Here is a 21283-nt window from a genome sequence, read left to right as displayed (position 1 = left end):
CTTACGCTATGGATCGGAATGTCATATCGGTTGTCGCGTAGGATATGGTACGGCGCGTGGAGTGTTGGGAACGTTGGAATGTGAGTGATTATGGTTCATATCGCATGAACAATGGGTTCACACCCTCTCGGCCGGGGCGGAGGAAGGAGACCGGATGTACGACAGGCGGTTGGATGCGAACGCGCTGGCGGCATCGAACTGGCCGACATCGACCATTACGATCTGGACGTGTTCAACGAGTGCGCCCAGACCGGCGACCTGCTCATCTCCAAACCGATGTGGGCCGACGTGCACCCGCAGCTCGCCAACGTGGCCGTGGACTGGCCCGAACCGGTCGGCATGCAGTACGGTCTGCTCTACCCGCTCGGCCCCACGCCCGCCGTCGCCGCGTTCGTGGACCGCATCGCCGAGCTGGCCGGCGTGGAGCGAAACACATCCGCACGGGAGGCGACGGAAGCGGGTGACGACCGCTGATACGATGGGGGTATCGCGGGAGGTAACGCGAGCAGCATCGACGGATCGAGGGAGATCGCCATGTCCACGCGAGACCACGGCACGACACCATCCACGCCCGTCACGGTGTCCGCACCGACCGTGCCGGGCGAAGGCTCGTCACGCGCCTCACACACATCCCGGTCCCCGCGCCTCGCGAAACGCGTCCGCATCATCCTCGCCGCACTGCTGGCGGCGATCATCGCAATCGGCGGAGGCGGGACCGTCTGGTGGACGCTGGGAGACGGCGCCCGAACCGTCGCGCTCATGCGCAGGAAACCGGCCTCGCCGGCGACGCAGGCCGCGATCGACGCGGTCACCGGATTCGCCTACCGTTCCGCACCCGGATTCCTCGACGCGGCGAACGGCGACGGCGACGGCAACGTCAACTACTCCCCCACGTCGATGTGGATGGCGCTCGCGCTCGCCGCGCAGGGGGCCGGCGGCGCGACGCGCATACAGCTGGACGAGGCGCTCGGCGCCGGGAGCCTCCGTGACGGGGACTACACGTCGCTGCGTTCGTCGGTCAACGGCCGGTACGACGATGCGCGGTCCGTGATGGACGTGCACGACTCCGTGTGGGTGGACGGCCGCTACACGCTCAAGGACCGGTTCCGGCAAGCCGCGCGCGACCGGTTCGACGCCGACGTGGAGTCCCTCGCGTTCGACGCGCGCGCCGAGAAGCGCATGTCCCGGTGGATCGAGGACAATACGCGCGGCATGCTCAGACCGGACATCCGGTTGAACGCCGACACGGTGATGACGATCATCGACACCGTGTACGCGGACGGTCGTTGGGAGATGCCGTTCGAGGAGGACCACACCGAGGACCGGACGTTCCACGGCGCATCCCGCGAGCACATGGTGCCGATGATGGCGCATACGTTCGATTCGATGGCCTATGCGCAGGCGGCGGACGGCTCATGGCGGCGCGTCTCCATCCCGTTCGACAACGGCGGCGCGCTGACGGTGCTGCTGCCCGCCGAGGGACGGTTCGACGAGTTCTCCTCCGACGCGGCGCGGCTGGAGTGGGTGATGTCGACGTGCTCCGCGCGCGAGACCGGCGGCGATGCGCCCACCTGCAGCGAGAAGGCCGGAACCGATGCCGCGGGAAACGCCGTCCCGGAGGTGGAGGCCGCGTCGACAAGCGTGGACCTGAAACTTCCGCGGTTCTCCATCGAAAACGCGTTCTCTCCAGAGAGCGCCGAGAAGACGCTCCGGGCGTTGGGCGTGACGGACGCGTTCTCGCAGGGCACGGCGGATTTCTCCGGCATGCTGGAGCCTGACGGGCTGCCGGGGAATCCGTTCATCGGCGAGATCATCCAGGGCACGCGCATCGAGGTGAACGAGAAGGGTGCGAAGGCGGCCGCGTTCACGCAGATCCAGACGGAGGCGGCCGGGGCGCCGATCGACGATAAGGTCACGTTCGACGTGGACCGGCCGTTCCTCTACGAACTGGCCACGCCGGACGGCGTGCCGTTGTTCATCGGCGCGGTGCGCGATCTGTGACACCGGGAAGGCCGTCGGGCGTCATTCCTCCCCGTCCATGAGCGGCAGGGTGAGGCGCATCGTGGTGCCGGCCGGCGACGTGGATTCCACGTCGAGCGCGCCGCCGTAGCGGGTCGCCACGTCGCGGGCGAGCGCGAGTCCCAGACCGTAGCCCTGGTGCGCGGTGCCGTCGTCGTCGCGGGCGAACCGGCGGAACAGGCGTTCCGGATCGTCGCCGATGCCGCCGCCGTGGTCGGTGACGCGCACGACGGCCTGTCCGCCATGCAGGTATCCGGTCGAGATGGTGACCTTCGCGCCTTGGGGCGAGTGGGCGATGGCGTTGTCGAGCACGGCGACGAGGCATCGGGACAGTCCGATCGCGTTGCCGCGCACGACGAGCCGGCCTCGCTCCCCGTCGACGCGCACGTCGAGGTTCACGCCGCGCGTCTCGGCGAGCGGACGCACCTCCTCGACGGACTGGTCGGCCACGTCGGCGAGCATGACGGGTTCGGCGTTGACGGCGCCGCGCGCGGCGACGAGCAGGTCGGTGATGATGGCGGTCATGCGGTCGACGTCGCCGCGCAACGCGGCGAGCGGCTCGTCGATGTCGCCGCCGTGGGCGCGGCGGAAGTCGATGAGGTCGATGCGCGTGGCGATCACGGCGAGCGGCGTCTTGAGCTCGTGGCTGGCGTCGGCGACGAAGTCCTTCTGGAGTTCGAACGCGCGTTCGAGCGGTTCGACCTCCTTGCGCGCGTAGTAGCGGCCGACGACGGCGACCGCGGCGATCACGCCGACGACGAACAGGAGGGTGAACGCGACGGCTTTCCTCGTGTCGATGACCATCATGCCGGAGCCGAACTGCTGGGTGACGCTCATGGCGTCGGGGTCGAGCCCGCGTTCGGTGAATTCGTGGCGCGAGCCGAGCAGCACGCCGAGCGTGAAGAGGATGCCGCCGATCGCGGTGATGGCGGCCATGGCGATGGTCATGCGCAGGCTGATGAGCCGGGCGCGTCCCTTGTCCGATGATGTGATGCCCATCGCTCATCCTTCCGGTGTTCCGATGCGGTAGCCGCGCCCGCGCACGGTGTCGATGATGCGGCGCGTGGTCTTGCCGCGCACGTAGGAGACGTACACGTCGACGACGCCCAAGTCGCTGCCGGGCGAGAACGCGCCGGCGAGCAGCTCCTCGCGGGTGAACACGTGGTCGGGCGAGGTGGCGAGCGCGGCGAGGAGCTTCGTCTCGACGTCGGTGAGCGGCACGGCACGCCCGTCCGGATCCTCGATGACGTTGGCGTCGGGTTTGAGCAGCCAGTCGCCGACCATCACGCCGTTGGCCTGCGCGTGGAAGCCGCGCAGGAGGGCGCGCAGGCGCGCTTCGAGTTCGACGAAATGGAACGGTTTGGTCAGGTAGTCGTTGGCGCCGGCATCGAGGCCCTCGACGATGTCGTCGACCTCGGCGAGCGCGGTGAGGATGAGCGCGGGCGTGGTGACGCCGGCGCCGCGCAGCATGCGGATGAGGTCGAGTCCGTCGCCGTCGGGCAGCCGTCGGTCGACGATGAGCGCGTCGTAGCGTGCGCCCGCCATGAGCCGGTCCGCTTCGGCGACCGACTGCACCCAGTCGGTCCGGTAGTCGGCGGCGAGCATCTCGGCGGTCATGGCGCCGAGGTTCGGGTCGTCCTCGATGAGGAGGACGGCCGGCAGGAGCAATCGTTCCGGGGATGCGGCCGCCATCGGTCTTGACGCCTCCGGCGTCTCAGGTTCTGGCGTCTCCGGTGTCGCCGTCGCGTGCGTCGTCATGTCCATGCGCGTCTCACCTCATGGGGGATCGGGGATTCTCTTACGGTTATATCAGACCGCCGGCCGGCTTAGGAACCGCTAAGAAACGCGGCGGCGGTTGGTCCGGCGGCGTCCGCGGCGTTATCGTGCGCGGTATGCGATGTGATTCCCCTCTCTTCACCGCGGACCGGGTGTCGTGCACGGTGCCGTCGCCGGACGGCGACCGGACGGTCTTCGCCGGCCTGTCGTTCGCGATCGGCCGCGGCGAGATCGTCGATCTGGTGGGCCCGTCGGGTTCGGGCAAAAGCAGTCTGCTGACGGCGTTCGCGCGGCTCAATCCGCATGCGTCGGGCTCGTTCGCGCTGGACGGGCGCGACGCCGGGTCGTTCACGCCGCAACGGTGGCGGCGCGAGGTCGCCTACCTGCCGCAGAAGCCGATCCTGCCGGGCGACACGGTGGCGGACGCGATCCGCCTGCCGTTCACGCTCGCCGTGCGCGCCGACGCGCGGGACGACGGCCGGCGGGGCGGTCTCGTCGGCCGGTTCGCCCGCCTGTTCCGCGACGACGCGGCGGCCGCACGGGATATGCTGCCGGACGCGCGCATCCGGGAGACGCTCGACGCGATGGGATGCGGGGACATCGATCTGACGCGGCGGCCGCACGACCTGTCCGGCGGTCAGGCGGCGCGCGTCTCGCTCGCCCGCACCCTGCTGACCGAACCGCAGGTGCTGCTCGCCGACGAGGTGGACGCCGGACTGGACGACGAGAACGCCGACAAGGTCGCGTCGATCATGGCGTATGCGGCCGGGCGCGGCATGGCGATCGTGCGCATCCGGCACCGGCCTCCGGACGGGCGCGCCTCGCGCGTCGCCACGCTGGCCGACGGCGCGCTCGCATGGGCGGACGCGGCGGAACGCGCGACGGGAGCGACGGACGGGAGGGAGACGGCATGAGCGGCAACGCGTACGACATCGACATCTGGGGTCTCGCCGTGGCGATGGCGATGGTGGCCGTCGCGGCCGGCGTGAGCGGGCTCATGCGCATGGGCATCGGCCGCTCCCTCCTGTGGTCCGCCTGCCGGGCGCTCCTGCAGCTGTGCGCGATGGGGTTCGTCGTCGGCTACGTGATCCGCGCGGACAACGTGTTCCTCGTGTTCGTGACGATCGGCGTGATGCTCGTCGCCGCCGTGCAGATCACCCTGTCGCGCGCCAAAGGCGTGCCCAAGGGGCTCGCCGGCCCGGTGCTGCTGAGCCTGACCATCACGATGCTGCTCATGATCGCGCTCGTCACCGAACTCGTCGTGCGCCCCCACCCGTGGTACGCGCCGCAGCTCGTCGTGCCGTTGACCGGCATGCTGCTCGGCAACACGGTCTCCGCGCTCGCCGTCGGCCTGAGCCGGTTCTACGAGAGCATGGACGAGCGGCGCGACGAGATCGACACGATGCTCGCGCTCGGTGCGACCGCATGGGAGGCGGCGCGGCCGTCCATCGTCTCGTCGATCAGGCTCGGACTGCTGCCGACGATGGCGACGCTCGCCTCCTGCGGCATCGTCACGATCCCGGGCATGATGGCCGGCCAGGTCATCGCCGGCGGCGACCCGTTGGAGGCCGCGAAATACCAGTTCGTCGTGTTCGCGGCGATCGCCGCGCTGACGCTCGTCGCCGACGGGCTCATCATGGCGATGACGTACCGCACCTGCTTCACCGAAGCCGACCAGTTCCGCCCGCAGGACATGCGCGGCGTGCGCTGAACGCGGGGATTCTCCACGGGCACGACGGCGGACGACGGAGGCCGGAACCGTCCACGCCACCCGCCGTTTCCCCATTGTTTCCGGCGATTCCCGCATGGGAGCCGCCGTGAGCGCTACCATGGAGATGACGGGACATGGTTCCCGCAGGTATGAATGAGTATGAGTAGCGAAGAAAACAGCAAAGAAACAATGGAAAACAGTGGGCATACGATCGACCGCTCGTGGCTGACCGAGGCGAAGGAAAGCATCAGCCAGTGGTCGTACATCATGTTGAAGGACGCGGACGACAACGACATCGATTGGGATTGGGTGCGTTCGCTCGACCTGGAGCACGGCATCGGCGTGGCCTCCCCCGAGGACTTCGAGGCGGGCGCCGCGTCCAGCGTGCACGATCTGCTCAAGGAGGATCTCGCGATCCGTGACCGGCTCGAAGCCGTCATCGCGAAGATGAGCATGACGTTCATGCGCGACTTCGACCGGAGGATCAAGACGTACGATCTGCCGCGCGCGCTCGCCTACGCGGACCGTCGTCTCAACGACCAGATCGCGCTGCTGCGCGACCGCGGCATCGCCGAAGGCCTGTGGACCGTCGAGGACGAGGACCGCCAGCGCGTCACCGTGCCGGTGCTCACGCCCGCGAGGGAGGGCGTGGTCGTCGACGACATCCAGGACCGTACGGCCGAGATCGTCAACACGCGCGCCGAACGCCGCAAGGCGGACCGCGCCAAGCGCGAGGCGGCGCGGGCGCACCGCGAGCACGCGCTGTTCGAGGCCGACGAGGTGCGGAACGGCTCCGTCGAGGCGGGCCCGGACGAGTCCGCGCCGATCGAATCAAGCTCCGACCAGGGCAGCAACGACTATCTCATCGAGGGCCAGCCGGTCATCAACGACGACAATCCCGCCGTGCCGACGGTCGAACAGGTCAACCGCGACGAGACCGCCGTGCCCGAGGCGCGCTTCGAGAAGTCGCGCCACCGGGCCGCCGAGCATGTGGCGGCGCGCGAGGCGGCGCGGCCGAAGGACTATTGGCGCGAGGTGTTCCTGCCGGGCCGCGACGTGGACAAGGTGATGGGCATCGATCTGGAGACGAACGGCACCGAACCGTACCGCGCGTACATCATCGACGTGGGCTTCGAATACATGAACATGAAGTCCCCGCGCCCGGCGGACGCCCCCACCGGCTACGAGTACGACAAGGACTACTACGAGGGCGGCGACGCCTACGACCAGCATCGGTTCTCGTTCGGCGTGACCGACGAGGCGGCGCGCCACGGCAACCCGTTCATCATCCAGCTGACCGGCATCGACATCAAGCAGCGCGTCGGCGCCGACTATCCGATGTTCGACGAGGACGCCGAGGCCCAGGCCGACCTGCTCAAGCGTCTGACCGCGCAGCCGTTCGTCGCGCATATGGCCACGTTCGAACACAGCTTCTTCATGCTCAACGTGAAGGGCTATGCGGAGGCGTACCGCAACGGCCACGTGACCATCATCGACACGCTGCCGATGAGCCGCCTGTGGGACGAGGGCTCCATCCCCAGCGAGGAGCATCCCGACGGCGACAACCGCCTCGACGCGTACGCGAAGCGTCAGGGCGCGCTGCGCGAGGACGACGCCGAACGCCATCTGGGCCTCGAGGACACGCACATCATGCTCCTCGCCATGAAGCACCATCTCAGGCAGCTCCAGGCCGAGGCGCGCGGGCCGTGGGGACCGAACGGCAAGGCGGGCGTCGGCGGCAAGCGCATCATCAGCCACCGTCGCCATTGGAGGCGTTGACCGGGACCACGGCTGACGCCAACCGTTGAACGGACATCGTGTCGTCTGTTTTGCATGGTCAAAACGGACGACACGGTGTCCGTTTATGGTATTCCCCCGTGCATGCCGCCATATTGTCGCGTCGTGGAGTAGTCTTGCACGCAGGCGATGGAACCCGCCGGGAAACCCGTTTTCCGAACCGCATTACCGCTGATAGTTCCTACACGATTCTCCCTTAGGGGCCGTCGTGTCTTCAGCGGACCGCGGCGGCATCCGGAAAGGCAACGACATGGGTCATCGCATACCCCAGATCCACCCCGACATCCTCGCCGTCGTCTTCGTCGGCGGCACGGTCGGCACCGCATTGCGCTACGCGTTCACACTGATTCCCGCGGCCGGCGACTTCCATACCGGCACCCTGGCCGCGAACCTGCTCGCCTGCCTCCTGTACGCGGGACTGACCGCGTTCCTCGCCGGCTCCGCATCGTTCGCCGCGCGGTTCGGCTCCCGCGGCAGGGAGTACGCGAGCCGCGGGCTCGGCATGGGACTGTGCGGCGGGCTGTCCACGATGTCCACGCTCGCGTTGGAGTGCTTCACCGCGATCCGTTCGGGCGACGCGGGCGTCGGCGTCCTGTATCTCGTCGTGACGTTCGTGCTCGGCATCCTATGCGCCGCGATCGGGGCATGGGCGGGCGGGCGGCTCGCCGCGACCGGAACCGCCGCCGACTCCGCATCCGTCTCCGACGCGCAGAAGGAGGCGTGACGATGGCCATGCTCCTTCCCGTGCTCGTCTGCCTGTGCGGCGGTCTGGGCGCCTCCTGCCGCTATCTGCTCGACACGACCGTCAAGACGTATTGGACGCACGCGTTCCCGATGTCCACGTTCGTCATCAACCTGCTGGCCGGCCTTCTCGCCGGGCTCGTCGCCGCGGCGGCGCTTCGCGGCGGAGTGGACGAGTCGTGGCGGCTGCTGCTCGCCACCGGTTTCCTCGGCGGTTTCTCGACGTTCTCCACCGCGGTCAACGAGACGGTGACGCTGTTCGGCAAGCGCCGCTACCCCACCGCCGCCGGCTATCTGCTGGCGAGCGTCGTCGTCCCGCCGCTCGCCGTGGCCGCCGGGTTCATGCTCGTCGCGTGACGGCCGCCGCGGGCCCGTCGGTCATTCGCGGACGCCGAGCTCGCGTTCCAGCCACGCGCGTTCGGCGTCGATCTCGGCGTCGTGGACGGCGATGATGGCGCGACGGTACCTGTCTTCGACCTCGTCGTTGTCGATGGGGCCTTCGCCGTCGCTGTAGAGGCGGCGCACGTCAGCCTCGGCGAGCGAGTCGAGCCGGCGGCGCAGCACCGCGTTCCTGTCCGCCTCGTCGGGGATGACGGACAGGAACGACATGACGACCGCCCATTTGGTGATGTTGGTGAGCATGTATCCGCTCGTGCCCTTGAGCTCCTCGATGAGCGCCTCACGGCCGGCCGGTTCGAGATGGAATTCGCGCAGACGCCGCCCGTTGACGACCGTATGGGTCTCGCCGATGTACCCGGCCTTGACGAAGCGCCCGGTGACCGCATGCAGCGTGCCGTCGGAGACCGCCTGCATGTAGCCTTGGAGCTGCTCCATCTTCTTACGCAGCCGGTAGCCGCACGCGGGCCCCTCCGAGAGGAATCCCAACGTCATGAGTTCTATCGTGTTCATCATGCCCACCATGATACCTCGCTTCGATATATCTCGAAACGACACGCCGACAGCGAACGGCGATCACCCCACACATCGACCGCGGAATTCCACCGTTCTGCAACTGGCCATACATTGATTCGATATATCTCGGCTTGAAATATGCCAATACCTCGAATAGAGTGATGACCAACGCGAGGGCGACGGGAACGGCAACCGCACCGCCGCCGGCAGCGACAACGGAACGACAACGGGAACAACACACCGGAAGGAAACCACCATGAGCAACATCACCATCTTCGGCGCAGGCAACATCGGATCCGCCGTGGCGGGCATCGCCGTCAAGGCCGGCGCGGCCGTGCAGGTCATCGACCGCAACCCGGACAAGGCCGCGGCCGCCGCCGACGGCGTCACCGGCGCGAAGTTCGGCGAGGCCGTCACCGGCGACATCGTCGTGCTCGCCCTGCCGTTCCCCGCCTACGAGGAGACGCTCGCCGCCTACGCCGGCCAGTTCGCCGGCAAGACCATCGTCGACGTGTCCAACCCGATCGACTTCACCACCTTCGACCTGGCGCTGCCGGAGGGCGCGAAGTCCGCCGCCGAATGGCTGGCCGGCAAACTGCCCCAGTCCAAGGTCGTCAAGGGCTTCAACACGACCTTCGCCGCGACCCTGGCCACCGGCGTCAACGACGGCGCGCCGACCGTCGTCCAGCTCGCCTCCGACGACGACGCGGCCAAGAAGTCCGTCGCCGCGTTCATCGAGGCCGCGGGACTCAAGACCGTGGACGCGGGCCCGCTCAAGCGCGCCCAGTACCTCGAGGGCTACGGCGCCCTGCAGATCGTCCTCGGCGTGACCGAGCAGACCCCGTGGACCGGCGGCTTCAAGGTCGTCAAGTAAGCGGTCACCCGCCGGCAAATGGCTGGGCCCCGACGCGAACCGTATCGCGTCGGGGCCCAGTCATTTGCCGTAAGACCGTACAAGCAGGTGAGGGAATCCTCACTCCTCGATGCCGAGCATCGAACGCAGCCATCCGAGCTCAGCCGCGACCTGCGCGTCATGCACGGTGATGAGACCGCGACGGTACGGGTCGTCGATGTGGTCAATCGACAGCGGGTTGCCCGCATCGCAGTAGAAGAAGTGCACGTCGCCGCCGGACAGCAGGTCGTAGCGGCGGCGCAGCACCGCGTCGCGGTCGGCCTTGTCCGGAACGACGGACAGGAAGGTGAGCACGACCCGCCACCGGTTGAAGTCGGTGAGGATGAAGCCGTCCGCGGTCTTCAACGCCTCGACGAGCGCCTCGCGGCCGGCCGGCTCCAACGTGAACAGGTGACGCTGGCGACCGTCGCGCACATCCGTCTGCTCGGAGATGAGACCGGCCTTCGCGAGACGGCCGGTCGCCGGGTAGATGGCGCCGTCGCTGAACCGGCGCATGTCGCCCTGCAGCTGCTCCATCTTCTTGCGCAGTTCGTAGCCGCACATCGTCTTCTCGGACAGGAATCCGAGAATCATCATCTCAATCAGGCTCATACCCTACTTCTCACCTCGTTTCGACATCCCAGCCATGATACCGGCCGGCACGGATGCGCGCCGCCGCGTTCCGCCCGCGGCTGACCCGCTCCACACGTCCGCCATCGGCCGCGGCCGGCGCATGACGGTGGGAACGGGAGTACAGTAGCGTTCCGTGGCTCAGAATCGTGCAGGAATCAAACAGGCATCGGCCGACGCGAAATACCGGCAGATGACGCAAAGCCCCGTCAAACCGCTGATCCTGCGGTTGTGCATCCCGGCGGTCGTATCGAATCTGGTGACCACCGCGTACAACCTCACCGACACGTTCTTCATCGGCCAGTTGGGCACCTCCCAATCGGGCGCGATCGGCATCGCGTTCTCCATCATGACGATCCTGCAGGCGCTCGGATTCTTCTTCGGCAACGGCGCGGGCAACTCGATGAGCCGGGAGCTCGGCAAACGCAACGACGAGCGCGCCTCCAAGCTGCTCGCCATCGGATTCGCGGGCGCCGTGCTCTCCGGACTCGTCGTGACCATCGTCTGCCTCGCCACCTTGCGCCCGCTGGTCGTCGCGCTGGGCTCGACCGCGACCATCGCACCGTACGCGGTCACCTATCTGACGCCCATCCTCGTGGCCGCTCCGTGCGTATGCGGCTCGTTCGCGCTGAACGGCCTGCTGCGCTACCAGGGCCAGTCCGCATTCGGCATGATCGGACTCGTCACCGGCGCGCTGCTCAACTTCCTGCTCGCCCCGTTGTTCATCTTCGTGGCCCATATGGGCATCTTCGGCGCGGGTCTCGCCACCGGCATCTGCCAGACGGTGAGCTTCGTCATCCTCACCGTGATGAGCGCCCGGTTCGGCGTATTGAAGCTGTCGCTGCGCAACTGCCGTCCCGACCCGCTGCTCCTGCGCGAGATCGCGGGCGGCGGTCTCCCCTCGCTGATCCGGCAGGGCGCCGGCTCGATCGCCACCACGTGCGTGAACATCGCTGCCAACCCGTTCGGAGACGCGGCCATCGCCGGCATGGCCATCGTCATGCGCATCATGCTCGGCGCGAACTCGGTCATCATCGGCCTCGGGCAGGGCTTCCAGCCGGTGTGCGGCTACAACTACGGCGCCGGCAAGTTCGCGCGCGTGCGCGAGGCCTACTGGTTCTGCGTGAAGCTCGCCACCGGCGTGCTGCTCGTGCTCGCCGTGGCCATCTGGACGATCGCGCCGCAGCTGGTGGAGATCTTCCGCTCCGATCCGGCCGTGGTCGCGGTGGGCGTCGCGGCCCTGCACTTCCAATGCGTGACGGTCGTGCTCAACGGCGTCAACATGATGGGCAACATGATCTCCCAGACGCTGGGCAAGACCGGCATCGCCTCGTTCCTCGCCGTATGCCGCACGGGCCTCTATCTCGCGCCGATCGTGCTCATCCTCCCCCACTTCCTCGGCGTGACCGGCGTGGAGGCCGCCCAGTCCCTGGCGGATATCCTCACGTTCGCGACGACCATCCCGTTCATGCGCCACATCCTCGGCAAGGTGCTGCGCTGAGAGACGGCGATCAGGTCCGCCGCGACGGCGCCAAGCGTCCTACCGGCCGGTCTGCGCCTGCGTCTGGAGGCGCCTGACCTGCGCGATGACGTCGCGATGCTCGTCGAGCAGCGCCTGCGCATCATCGTCCCGGCCTTCCGCGACGGCCCGCCAGTAGAGGGTCTTCAACGAGACGTACGCCTGCTGCATGCGGATGGCTTCGGCGCGCGCGGCGAGCCGCAGCGCCTGCGCGTCGAGCAGTTCGATCTGGCGTTCCGCTCCCGCCGCGCCGTCCTGCGCGTTGCGCAGGTATTCGCGCATCGATTCGAGCGGCATGCCCGTGGCGGACAGGCATGCGATCGTCGTGAGCCGGGTCAGGTCGTCGTCCGAATAGGCGCGATGCCCGGACGGGTCGCGGGCGATCGGCGGGATGATGCCGATCTGCTCGTAGTAGCGCAACGTGGATTCCGGCAGTCCGGAGGCGAGCGACGCCTCGCGGATCGTATGCCAGGTGGTGGTGTTCAGACTCATACCACCCATCGAAACACCATGGTCCTGCGGTGTCCAATACCCGTATCTGATCGCCGACCATGCCCGACATGCATGTTACGGAACATTGCCTCCGATTCCGCTGACGACCGACGGCACCCGCACCTACCGCAGGTACCGGCCCGTCACGCTGTCCGGGTTCGTGGCGACGGCTTCCGGCGTGCCGGTGGCGACGATGCGGCCGCCGGCCTCGCCGCCGCCGGGGCCCATGTCGATGATCCAGTCGGCGTTGGCGATCATGTCGAGATCGTGTTCGATGACGACGACGGTCGCCCCGCCCTGCACGAGCCGGTCGAACACGTCGAGCAGCACGCGCACATCCAACGGGTGCAGGCCGATGGTCGGCTCGTCGAACACGAACACGGCGTCCGACTGGGCGCGCCCCATCTCGCCGGCGAGCTTCAACCGCTGCGCCTCGCCCCCGGACAGGGCGGGCGTCGGCTCCCCCAACGTGAGATAGCCGAGTCCCAAATCATGCAGCGTCTCCAACCGCGCATGCACCTTGCGCATGTCTCCGGTCGCGTCCAGCGCCTCATCGACGCTCATCGCCATCAATTGCGGCAGGGTGAGCGCGCGCCCGTCCTTCGACACGCGATGGATCGCGCCGGCGGCGGGCGCGTAGCGCGAGCCGCGGCAGTCGGGGCAGTCGATGCTCACGTCGGGCAGGAACTGCACGTCGAGCGAGATCGACCCGGTGCCGTCGCAGGTGGGGCAGCGCAGCCGTCCCGTGTTGTAGGAGAAGTCGCCGGCCTTCCAGCCGCCTTGTTTCGCCTCGTCGGTGCGGGCGAACGCGCGGCGCAGGTCGTCGTGGATGCCCGCGTACGTGGCGACGGTGGAGCGCACGTTCGCGCCGATCGGCGTCGCGTCGATGAGGTTCGCACGCCGGATGCCGTCCGCCGCGATCGCACGCACGTGCGCGGGCATCGCGGTGTCTTCCGCGTTCGCCCGCAGCGCGGGGATCAACGATTCGAGCACCATTGTCGTCTTGCCGGAACCGGATACGCCCGTCACCACGGTGAGACGCCCGCGCGGCACGTCCACGACCAGAGGTTTCACCGTGTGCAGCGGCCCGGTCTCCATGTGGATCGCGCCCGCCTCGAACATCCGGCCCGCGTCGACCTGCGCACGCACCCGTTCCGGCCCGGTCTCGGCGAGGAACGGCGCGATGCGGCTGCCCCGCTCCCCCATGGCCGCCACGTCGGCGACCGTGCCCTGCGCGATCACGTGGCCGCCGGCCGCGCCCGCGACCGGGCCCATCTCGATGAGATGGTCGCACGCCTTGAGCACGCGCACGTCATGGTCGACGACGACCACGGTGTTGCCGTCCGCCACGAGGTCGCGCATCACGCCGATCAACCCGTCCACGTTCGCCGGGTGCAGGCCGATCGAAGGCTCATCGAGCACGTACAGCACGCCGGTGGTCCGGTTGCGTACGGCGCGCGCCAGTTGGACGCGCTGCCGTTCGCCGGTGGACAAGGTGGAACCTGCACGGTCGAGCGCGAGATAGCCGAGGCCGAGCTCCAGCAGGCGTCTGGCCACGTCGAGGAACGATTCGGCGATGTTCGTCGCCATCGGACGCATCGCCTCGGGCAGCGTGGCGGGCACGCCGCGCACCCAGGCGACCGCCTCATCCAAGGTCATGGCGCTCGCCTGGGCGAGATCCAGCCCGCGCACGCGCGGCGCACGGGCGGCCTCACTCAATCGCGTGCCGCCGCAGTCCCGGCACGGCTTCTCCTCGAGGAACCGCGCGACGCGTTTCAGTCCCTTCTCGTCCTTGGCCTTGGCGAGCGCGTTCTCGACCGTGTACACGGCGTTGTAGTAGGTGAAGTCGAGTTCGGCGAAGTCGTCGCTTTTCTTCGACCGGTAGAGGATGTGCTTCTTGACGGCGGGCCCGTGGTACACGATGTCGCGCTCCTTGGGGCTCAGGTCGCGGAACGGCACGTCGGTGCGCACGCCCATCGCGCGGCACACGTCCTTCATCAGGTCCCACATGAGCGACCCCCATGGGGCGACGGCGCCTTCGTCGATGGTCTTCGACTCGTCGGGCACGAGCGAGGCGAGGTTCACTTCGCGCATGACGCCAGTTCCGGAGCAGGTGGGGCATGCGCCCGCCGAGTTGAAGGCGAGGGATTCGGCGCCGGGCCCGAAGAACGTCTCGTCGCAGTTCGCGCATCGGATGGGCAGTTCAGCGGCCACGTCGAGCGTGGGTTCGTGGCGGGCGCCGCAATGCGGGCACACGTGCGCGCCGCAGCGGGAGAACAGGAGGCGCAGGCTGTTGAGCAGTTCGCTCATCGTGCCGAACGTGGAGCGGACGCCGGGCACGGCGGGCCGTTGGTGGAGGGCGAGCGCGGCGGGCACGTGGCGCACGTCGTCGACCTGCGCGCGCGTCGCCTGGGTGAGCCGGCGGCGCGTGTATGTGGACAGGGCCTCCAGGTAGCGGCGTGAGCCTTCCGCATAAAGCACGCCCAATGCGAGCGAGCTTTTGCCCGATCCGGAGACGCCGGCCACGCCGGTGAGCGCGTCCAACGGCACGTCCACGTCGATGTGCTTGAGGTTGTGCACGTGCGCGCCGCGCACTTCGATCGCGGTCGGCGTGCGGCGCTTCCCCGCGTCTTCCGGCCTTTTGCCCCGTTCTTCCGTACGCTCCAGATCATGCTCATCCGTCATGCGGCCCATTGTAGATGCCGTACGTCTGTTGTCGTCGTGCTCCAGTTCGTATCGCATGCGTCACGCGGTGTGCGCGTGGATCTCGTATGACGCGTATGCGGGCAGGTCGTAGGTCTCGATGGAGAACGCGCGGCTCTTCCCCGTCGCCGGTTTGGCGACGTACTCGTTGCGTCCGAAGATGATCGTTCCGGTCTTGTCGCGCAGGACGAGCGTCACGATGATGTCGTCCGTGTACACGCCTTTGCCGTTGTCGTCGTCGCGGTCGGTCGTCACTTCGCCGCCGAACGTGACGCCGTCGAGGTCGGTCTTGCGTTCCTGCACGTCGTGCACGCTGTACGATTCGGTTCCTCCCGTGTCGAGCAGGTCGTCGGAGGATGGCGTCTCGACGGTGAACTCGACGGTCGCGGGTTTCTCCCCGTCGCCGCTCTGCCCGCTGAAGTACGCGGTCTCGCCGGCGAAGACGAGCGGGAAGACGGGCGTGTCGGAGAACATGACGGAGCCGTCGGCGGCGCGACCGGTGACGGTGACTCTCGGGAATTGGACGGCGTGCGTCGTATCCGTGTTGCGCAGGGCGAGCGCGTATTCCACGTATCCGCTTTCGGCCGACCAGCCGGATTCGACCAGTTCGAGCGGATTATGGTCCACGGCGTCCGTGCCGCCGGCCGTGTCACCGGTCGCATCGTGGGAACCGTTCGCGCCATCCGCGCCGTTGCCGGAGGATGTCCCGTCACCGCCCGTCAAAGGCCGCGACGTCGTCGATGACGCGGATGACGCGGCGTTCCCGGTGTCGGCGAGGCGCAGCGCCGCGTATCCGACGCCGGCGGCGAGCAGGAGCGTGACGAGACCGGCCGCCGTCCACGCGACGATGCGGCGGGAGGTGGATGCGCGGCGCATGGCACCGGTCGGCGCGGACGCGCCAACGGTGCCGTCGCCGGCGAGCGCCGACGTAGAGACCGCGGGCGACGCCGCTGCGGAAGGCGCCTTGCCTTCCGTGCCGTGTTCCGCTGATTCCAAAGCGTCACGCAACTCCTGCACGGACTGCATGCGCGCGCTTGGCTCGAACGCGCACGCCTTGGCGACGACGGCGCGCGACGCGGGCGACGCCGCCGTGGCGTCGGCGAGCGCGCGCCCGTACGCCGTCACGTCGGACGGGCTCACGCCGGTGAGCATGAAGCCGAGCACGCGTCCGATCGCATACACGTCAGTGCGGGCGTCGGTGGGCGCGAACCCGTATTGTTCGGGAGCGGCGTACCCCCATGTGCCGAGCGTGGTCGTGTCGCGTGCGCGCGGCGTCGCGTCGCCTGTGACGGTACCGGCGTGTTCGCGGGCGATGCCGAAGTCGATGAGGTGCACGCCGTCCGTGGCGATGATGATGTTCGCGGGCGTCACGTCGCGGTGGATGATGCCGTGCGCATGGAGTTCGCCGACCGCTTCGCACAGTTGGACGGCGATGCGCGTCGCCTCGGACGCGTCCAGCCGGCCTTTCCCGGTGACGTACCGTTCGAGCGTGACGCCGGGCACGTAGTCGTAGACGACCACGAACCGGTCGGGCAGCTCGTAGGACGCCTCGACGCGGGGCAGGCGCGGCGACGTGCAGTCGGCGAGCGTGGACCAGAGGCGTCTGCGGGCGAGACGCAGCGGGATCTTCTTGCGTACGAACGGTCCGGCGCCGTCCAACGTCACGAGTTCGGTGACGCCGGACGGCCCGTCGGCGAGCGTGCGTTCGACGCGGTAGGCGTCGTCCAGTCCCATGGCGTGCAGGGTCTGCGTGTCGTCCATATGATCGCTCCAGTCGCTCCCGTTCCCGCTCAGTCCCGCGGCGTGAGCGTCGGCTCGTCGAACCGGTAGAGCTCGTCGTCGGTGGCGGCGAGGCCGAGGCCGTTCGTGATGCACCAGATGACGATCGCGTCGCGGCGTTGCCGGCACCACAGTTCCGATACGCCGGCGAGACGCAACAGACGTTGCGTCTCGCGCAGGTCGCAGCCGAGGCCGAACGCGAGCCGGATCGCATGGTCGCGGCCGGGGCGGCTTTTGCCGGAGAACACGTCGTAGACGACGGTGGGGTTGATGCCGGAGGCGCGCGCCACGTCGGCGCGTTTGAGGCCGTGACGGTCCAAGAGGAACCTCAGGTAGTCGACGAGCCGGTAGTCGCGTGGGCGTTCCTCGTCGAGGTACGCGTCGATGCTGCCGCTGGCGAGCAGACGGTCCAGCAGTTCCTCAGTGAGCCGCCGCTCCCCTCCCGTTGCGTTCATTGCCGTGTCTCCTTGTATCGTTCCGCATCGCTCTTCCCTGACATCACATCAGGAAGAAGTCGTCGATCTCCGATTCGTCGTGCAGGATCTCCTCCTCGGATACGCCCGTGGCCCTCGCCAGCTCGATTGATCCCTCGAACCGCAGCCGCACGTTCACGTCAAGGTCGAACGCGTAGCGCTGCAGGTCGCCGAGCTTTCGGTATTCGGCCATCAGTCGTCGCAGAGCGCGGGCGTGACGCTCGTCGAGGTCGGCGATGAACGAGTCCATCCGCGCCTGATAGTCGTCCAGCAGCGCGCGCTCGCGTCTGTTCAGCACGTCCTTGCCGAGCCGAAGCGCGGTCGAGACCGCGATCGATCCGATCAGGGCGCCTACGACCGGAACGGGGATGACCGCCTGCCCGACCGCCGCGCCGACGGCGGCACCGGTCGCGTCGATGGCGTTCATCGTCACGAGGTTGAGGAATCCGTCGTCGTCGATCTCCCCGGATCTGAATCTGATGACCGCGTCAATCAGTCCGAAGGTCCCCACCGCGATGGCGCCGGCGCTGGGGGCGGACAGCCGGCACACGTTGGTCAGGCCGTACACCGCGTAGCCGGAGACGCCTCCCTTGAGCGCGCCTTCGGCGGTCGTGAGCCCGCACGCCTTCCAGTCGTCGGCGGTGAACTGCCAGATCTCCCTGCCTTCCCTGTGACGTTCGTAGATGAACATGCCGAGGTTCACGCCGCCCTGCATGGCGGCTGCCACGCCGGCGGCCTTATGGGCCTCGCCGAGGTTCGGGCGGGCCTTGTCTTGGGCGGTCGCGCGTCGTTCGTCGGCGTCCTCCCGGATCCGCTCCTTGCGTTCCGCGGCCCTTCGGTCGAGGTTCTCGGCCTCCTGCGCGAACGTCCGGTCGATCGCGCCTTTCTGCACCTGGCCGTAGTCGAGTTTCGACGGACGCATCCACTCGTCCCACGGCACGCCGCGACGTTCGCTCTCGTCTTCGATCAGTCTGCGGATGCTCTCGACCGTGCGGTCGCTCAGCCGCTGGCCGTCGAGGAGCACCTCCTTGTCTCCGTTCATGATGGACCGATACGCCGCCACATGGTCCTTGGAGAACATCATGTCCATCTGCGGGTAGCGTGCGGCGGCCTCGATCTCATGACGCAGGTTCGCATAGAACTTCATCTGCACGGCGCGACCGTCGACCAGCAGATCGGCCGGGCCGTTGTCGTTCAGCAGGACCGTCGACTCGGTCAATCCGTCGAGTGCCCGTCGGGCGTTGGCGATGCCGGTCTCGGCGAATTCGGCGATGAACCCGTGCAACCCTCTGTCGCCGCCGCGGTTCGCGTCGATGACCTGTTCCGCCACGTCCGCCTTGGCGGCATCGATATGGCGCAGCGCCTCGGCGAGCCGGCCGTCCATGACCTTGAGTGAATCGTTCTCCTGCGCCAGGATCTCCCCCAACGACGCCGCCAGCTCGGACAGGCGCATCCGGTTCAGCCAGTCGACGTATGCCGCGATGCCCTGTCCGACGTTGAGGTCGACGATCCTGCGGTCAGTCATCGAGCTTCAGCTCCTTGTTGATGAGCTGCGCGAGGGTCAGCGTCGCGTTGACGAGCAATCCGGCCCGCATCTTCTCGTCCTTGGTGAACCGGCTGTAGTCGGTGCCGGTCACCGCCTTGTTGGCCTGTTCCACCCCGTCGATCTGGGTCCGTGTCGTATCGGCCAGGGCCTTGACCTCGGCGTTCATCCCGTCGAACCGGCGGATCATCTTCTCCACGCCTTGACGCTCGCCGACCAGCTTGTCCGCCGCTTCCTTGTTCTTCTGGCTCGCGAAGATGCCCGAACCCACCGCCGCGGCGCCGGCCACGCCGGCGATGGTCCAGCCCACGGGACCTGCAAGAGCCAGGAGGGCCGTGCCGGCGGACATGCCGCCGCCTCCCGCGGCCAACGCGCCACCGCCGAGCCAGGCCAATGCGGCGCTGTTCGCCGCCGCGCCGGACAGCGCGGAGATCGCGGTCCCGGTCGAGGCGACGCCGAACGTGGTGGCCACGCCCATCGCGGCGGTCGGGCCCATCGTCGCCACCGCCAGTCCCAGGGCGCCGAGTGTGGCGCCGGCTCCCGCACCGCCCTCGGCGGCCTTGGCCTGGTGCTCGGCCTGTCTGATCTCCTGTTCCTTGTTTTCGAAGGTCTCCACTTCGACGGCGATCTTCTTCAGGTCGACGGCGAACTCCTTCGGCGTGTTCGCCAGCTGGTTGATGTGCTGCTCGACGTATTTGACGTGCACGATCGCGAGTCTGCGCAGGTCGTACAGGGCCTTGGTGTTGTCGGACAACTTCTCCGCGGTCTTCTCGTAGCGTTCCACTGTATGGTTGTAGTCGTCCACGGCCTGCTGCCTCAGACGCGAGTTGAACAAATCGACGCTGTCGATGCCGCCTTTGACGCCTTGGGCGAGTTTCTGCGTGTCCTGGGAGGCCTTTCCGGCGGTCTCGCCGATGGCCTTCCCCGCCGCGCCGGCTGCCTTGCCGACGCCATCGCCGAGATTCGCCGCGACCTTCATCGCATCGCCGGCCGCCTTGCCGACCCCGTCGCCGACGGACTTCGCCGCCTGACCTACCTGATTCCCCGCGTCCTGTGCGATCTTCCCCGCTTTGCCGGCAAGATCGCCGATTCCTTTGCCGAGATTGCCGAATAGATTGGCCATCGTCTGGTTTCCTTTCCTCGTCGTCGTTGCCGTGTCTTCCATCCTATCGGCCGGGTCGGCCGTCCGTAGGACCGCCACGACATGTCCCGGATCTTCTCGCCGCCGATTCAGTCGACGACTGAGGGATGCCGCCCATCCGGTCGTAATGATGGATGAGCGGCGTGATCTCGTCTTCCCGGCGGAATCCACACCTCCCATAAAAAGCCATTTTAATGACATAACGCTAATTTGATTACATTTCCACATTGGATTACATTGAAAAGGGCGCACAATGGCATGTCATGCGCACGGGAAGGAAAGGCAACCATGAGCGAACGTTGGAGAACCGCCATTACGGTCGGTTTGACAGTGACGGTCGCCGGGCTCACCGCATCCGTCATCACCATGCTGTTGCTGGAGCGGAATCACCGGGCCTGACGGCACGGCACGACCCGTCGGACCGGCTCATCGCCCATCTCCAAGCGATGACGCACCGGCAGGACGGCCAGTAATCGCGAACGTACCTCGGCTTATTGAGGAAATACGAGGAGACGGCGTTTCAGCGTTTGCCGAGACCGCCGTCGGGGAACATGAGGAACGTGAGCGCGCCCGCCGCGGCGCCGCTGGCGAGCGCGCCGGTCACGACGGTGAGGATGCGCATGGCGGCGCCGGGCGTCACGTGCACGTTCTTCGCCGTGGCACGTGACGTCGTCGCGTCGTCGGATGCGATGCGCGAACGCGCCGCGTCCGGCGACGGCGCGCGTCCGGCGTTGTCTGGAATGTCGTCGTCGGACGCATCGCCGACGGTATCCGTGACTGTCGCATTGCCGTCCGTCACGTCGCCGCCGTCCGTCTCGCTTCGCAGCGGCTCGTCGACGAGCGTGGTGATGACGCGGGCGAGGTCGCGGTTGTCGTGTTCGGCGATCTCCGCGTTGAACACGGTGCGCAGGGCGAGGTATTGGAGTTTGCTCATCGGCGTTTTGCCGGTCTCGAGGTTGGAGACAGTCTGTCTGGCCACGCCGAGTTCGTCGGCGAGCTCCTGCGTGGTCCATCCGGCGACCTTGCGTATGATCGACAGGTTCTCCTGGAACTTGCCGATCCATCGGCGTTCGATTTCGGGTACCGCCATGACGTGTTCTCCTTCCGCGCTGCCACCCATCATACGCAATGGCCGCGTGCCGCCCCGGTTCGGTG

19 protein-coding genes, 1 pseudogene and 1 riboswitch are annotated in these 21283 nt (G+C 67.8%); of the genes and pseudogenes, 9 read left to right on the top strand and 11 right to left on the bottom strand.

Going from position 1 to position 21283, the window contains the following annotated elements; translation table 11 throughout:
- Nucleotides 1-111 precede the first annotated feature (111 nt).
- Nucleotides 112-474 (top strand): hypothetical protein, encoded by a 363-nt coding sequence (locus tag AC1AYP_RS02140; protein ID WP_476544568.1) that lies wholly within the window; start codon nt 112-114, stop codon nt 472-474.
- 60 nt (nt 475-534) lie between these two features.
- Entirely contained in the window at nt 535-2001 is a 1467-nt protein-coding gene (locus AC1AYP_RS02135; protein ID WP_476546622.1) for a serpin family protein, read from the top strand.
- 21 nt (nt 2002-2022) lie between these two features.
- Here the strand turns inward: AC1AYP_RS02135 and AC1AYP_RS02130 are convergent, their stop codons facing one another.
- Nucleotides 2023-3018, bottom strand: a complete 996-nt coding sequence (locus AC1AYP_RS02130; protein ID WP_476544566.1) for a sensor histidine kinase — start codon at nt 3016-3018, stop codon at nt 2023-2025.
- A gap of 3 nt (nt 3019-3021) precedes the next feature.
- On the bottom strand, nt 3022-3711 hold the full coding sequence (locus AC1AYP_RS02125) for a response regulator transcription factor (RefSeq protein WP_476544565.1): 690 nt from the start codon (nt 3709-3711) through the stop codon (nt 3022-3024).
- A gap of 200 nt (nt 3712-3911) precedes the next feature.
- Here AC1AYP_RS02125 and AC1AYP_RS02120 point away from each other — a divergent pair, with 200 nt between their 5' ends.
- From AC1AYP_RS02120 to AC1AYP_RS02100, 5 genes are all read left to right on the top strand, one after another.
- On the top strand, nt 3912-4709 hold the full coding sequence (locus AC1AYP_RS02120) for an ABC transporter ATP-binding protein (RefSeq protein WP_476544564.1): 798 nt from the start codon (nt 3912-3914) through the stop codon (nt 4707-4709).
- A complete protein-coding gene (locus tag AC1AYP_RS02115; protein ID WP_476544563.1) occupies nt 4706-5506 on the top strand; it encodes an ABC transporter permease in 801 nt (266 codons plus the stop codon). Before AC1AYP_RS02120 ends, AC1AYP_RS02115 begins: the two co-directional genes overlap by 4 nt.
- Nucleotides 5507-5695: 189 nt before the next feature.
- The gene (locus AC1AYP_RS02110; RefSeq protein WP_476544562.1) at nt 5696-7285 is read left to right on the top strand and encodes a PolC-type DNA polymerase III domain-containing protein; all 1590 of its coding nucleotides are present in this window, start codon (nt 5696-5698) and stop codon (nt 7283-7285) included.
- 134 nt (nt 7286-7419) lie between these two features.
- A riboswitch (Fluoride riboswitch) is annotated at nt 7420-7494 on the top strand.
- A 59-nt stretch (nt 7495-7553) separates the two neighbouring features.
- Nucleotides 7554-8027, top strand: a complete 474-nt coding sequence (locus tag AC1AYP_RS02105) for a CrcB family protein (protein WP_476544561.1) — start codon at nt 7554-7556, stop codon at nt 8025-8027.
- 2 nt (nt 8028-8029) lie between these two features.
- Complete coding sequence (locus tag AC1AYP_RS02100; RefSeq protein WP_476544560.1) at nt 8030-8401, top strand: fluoride efflux transporter FluC; 372 nt, start codon at nt 8030-8032, stop codon at nt 8399-8401.
- Nucleotides 8402-8422: 21 nt separating this feature from the next.
- Here AC1AYP_RS02100 and AC1AYP_RS02095 read toward each other — a convergent pair whose 3' ends face one another.
- Nucleotides 8423-8956, bottom strand: coding sequence for a PadR family transcriptional regulator (locus AC1AYP_RS02095; protein WP_476544559.1), 534 nt, complete (start codon nt 8954-8956; stop codon nt 8423-8425).
- A 241-nt stretch (nt 8957-9197) separates the two neighbouring features.
- Between AC1AYP_RS02095 and AC1AYP_RS02090 the strand changes: the two are divergent.
- A pseudogene (locus AC1AYP_RS02090) lies at nt 9198-9830 on the top strand (NADPH-dependent F420 reductase); the annotation flags it as partial.
- 99 nt (nt 9831-9929) lie between these two features.
- Here AC1AYP_RS02090 and AC1AYP_RS02085 read toward each other — a convergent pair.
- Nucleotides 9930-10460 carry a PadR family transcriptional regulator gene (locus AC1AYP_RS02085; protein WP_476501780.1) on the bottom strand — a complete coding sequence of 177 codons (531 nt, stop codon included), beginning with the start codon at nt 10458-10460 and terminating at the stop codon, nt 9930-9932.
- A 211-nt stretch (nt 10461-10671) separates the two neighbouring features.
- On the opposite strand from AC1AYP_RS02085, the gene AC1AYP_RS02080 reads away from it, so the two are divergent.
- Nucleotides 10672-11979: an MATE family efflux transporter gene (locus tag AC1AYP_RS02080; RefSeq protein ID WP_476544632.1), complete on the top strand. Its 1308-nt coding sequence runs from the start codon at nt 10672-10674 to the stop codon at nt 11977-11979.
- Between the two features lie 39 nt (nt 11980-12018).
- Here the strand turns inward: AC1AYP_RS02080 and AC1AYP_RS02075 are convergent, their stop codons facing one another.
- The 7 genes from AC1AYP_RS02075 to AC1AYP_RS02045 form a co-directional block, all read right to left on the bottom strand.
- Nucleotides 12019-12489, bottom strand: coding sequence for a MerR family transcriptional regulator (locus AC1AYP_RS02075; RefSeq protein ID WP_476501781.1), 471 nt, complete (start codon nt 12487-12489; stop codon nt 12019-12021).
- Nucleotides 12490-12612: 123 nt separating this feature from the next.
- Nucleotides 12613-15174, bottom strand: a complete 2562-nt coding sequence (locus AC1AYP_RS02070; protein WP_476544558.1) for an excinuclease ABC subunit UvrA — start codon at nt 15172-15174, stop codon at nt 12613-12615.
- Nucleotides 15175-15234: 60 nt separating this feature from the next.
- Complete coding sequence (locus tag AC1AYP_RS02065) at nt 15235-16953, bottom strand: serine/threonine protein kinase (RefSeq protein WP_476544557.1); 1719 nt, start codon at nt 16951-16953, stop codon at nt 15235-15237.
- A 29-nt stretch (nt 16954-16982) separates the two neighbouring features.
- Nucleotides 16983-17426 (bottom strand): helix-turn-helix domain-containing protein, encoded by a 444-nt coding sequence (locus tag AC1AYP_RS02060; protein WP_476544556.1) that lies wholly within the window; start codon nt 17424-17426, stop codon nt 16983-16985.
- A 43-nt stretch (nt 17427-17469) separates the two neighbouring features.
- Nucleotides 17470-18969: a hypothetical protein gene (locus AC1AYP_RS02055; RefSeq protein WP_476546621.1), complete on the bottom strand. Its 1500-nt coding sequence runs from the start codon at nt 18967-18969 to the stop codon at nt 17470-17472.
- Nucleotides 18962-20110: a hypothetical protein gene (locus tag AC1AYP_RS02050; RefSeq protein WP_476501786.1), complete on the bottom strand. Its 1149-nt coding sequence runs from the start codon at nt 20108-20110 to the stop codon at nt 18962-18964. Before AC1AYP_RS02050 ends, AC1AYP_RS02055 begins: the two co-directional genes overlap by 8 nt.
- Before the next feature lie 538 nt (nt 20111-20648).
- Nucleotides 20649-21218, bottom strand: coding sequence for a helix-turn-helix transcriptional regulator (locus tag AC1AYP_RS02045; protein WP_476546620.1), 570 nt, complete (start codon nt 21216-21218; stop codon nt 20649-20651).
- Nucleotides 21219-21283 lie beyond the last annotated feature (65 nt).

The organism is Bifidobacterium sp. LH_424, assembly GCF_056356895.1.
This window is presented reverse-complemented; position numbering and strand designations above follow the sequence as displayed.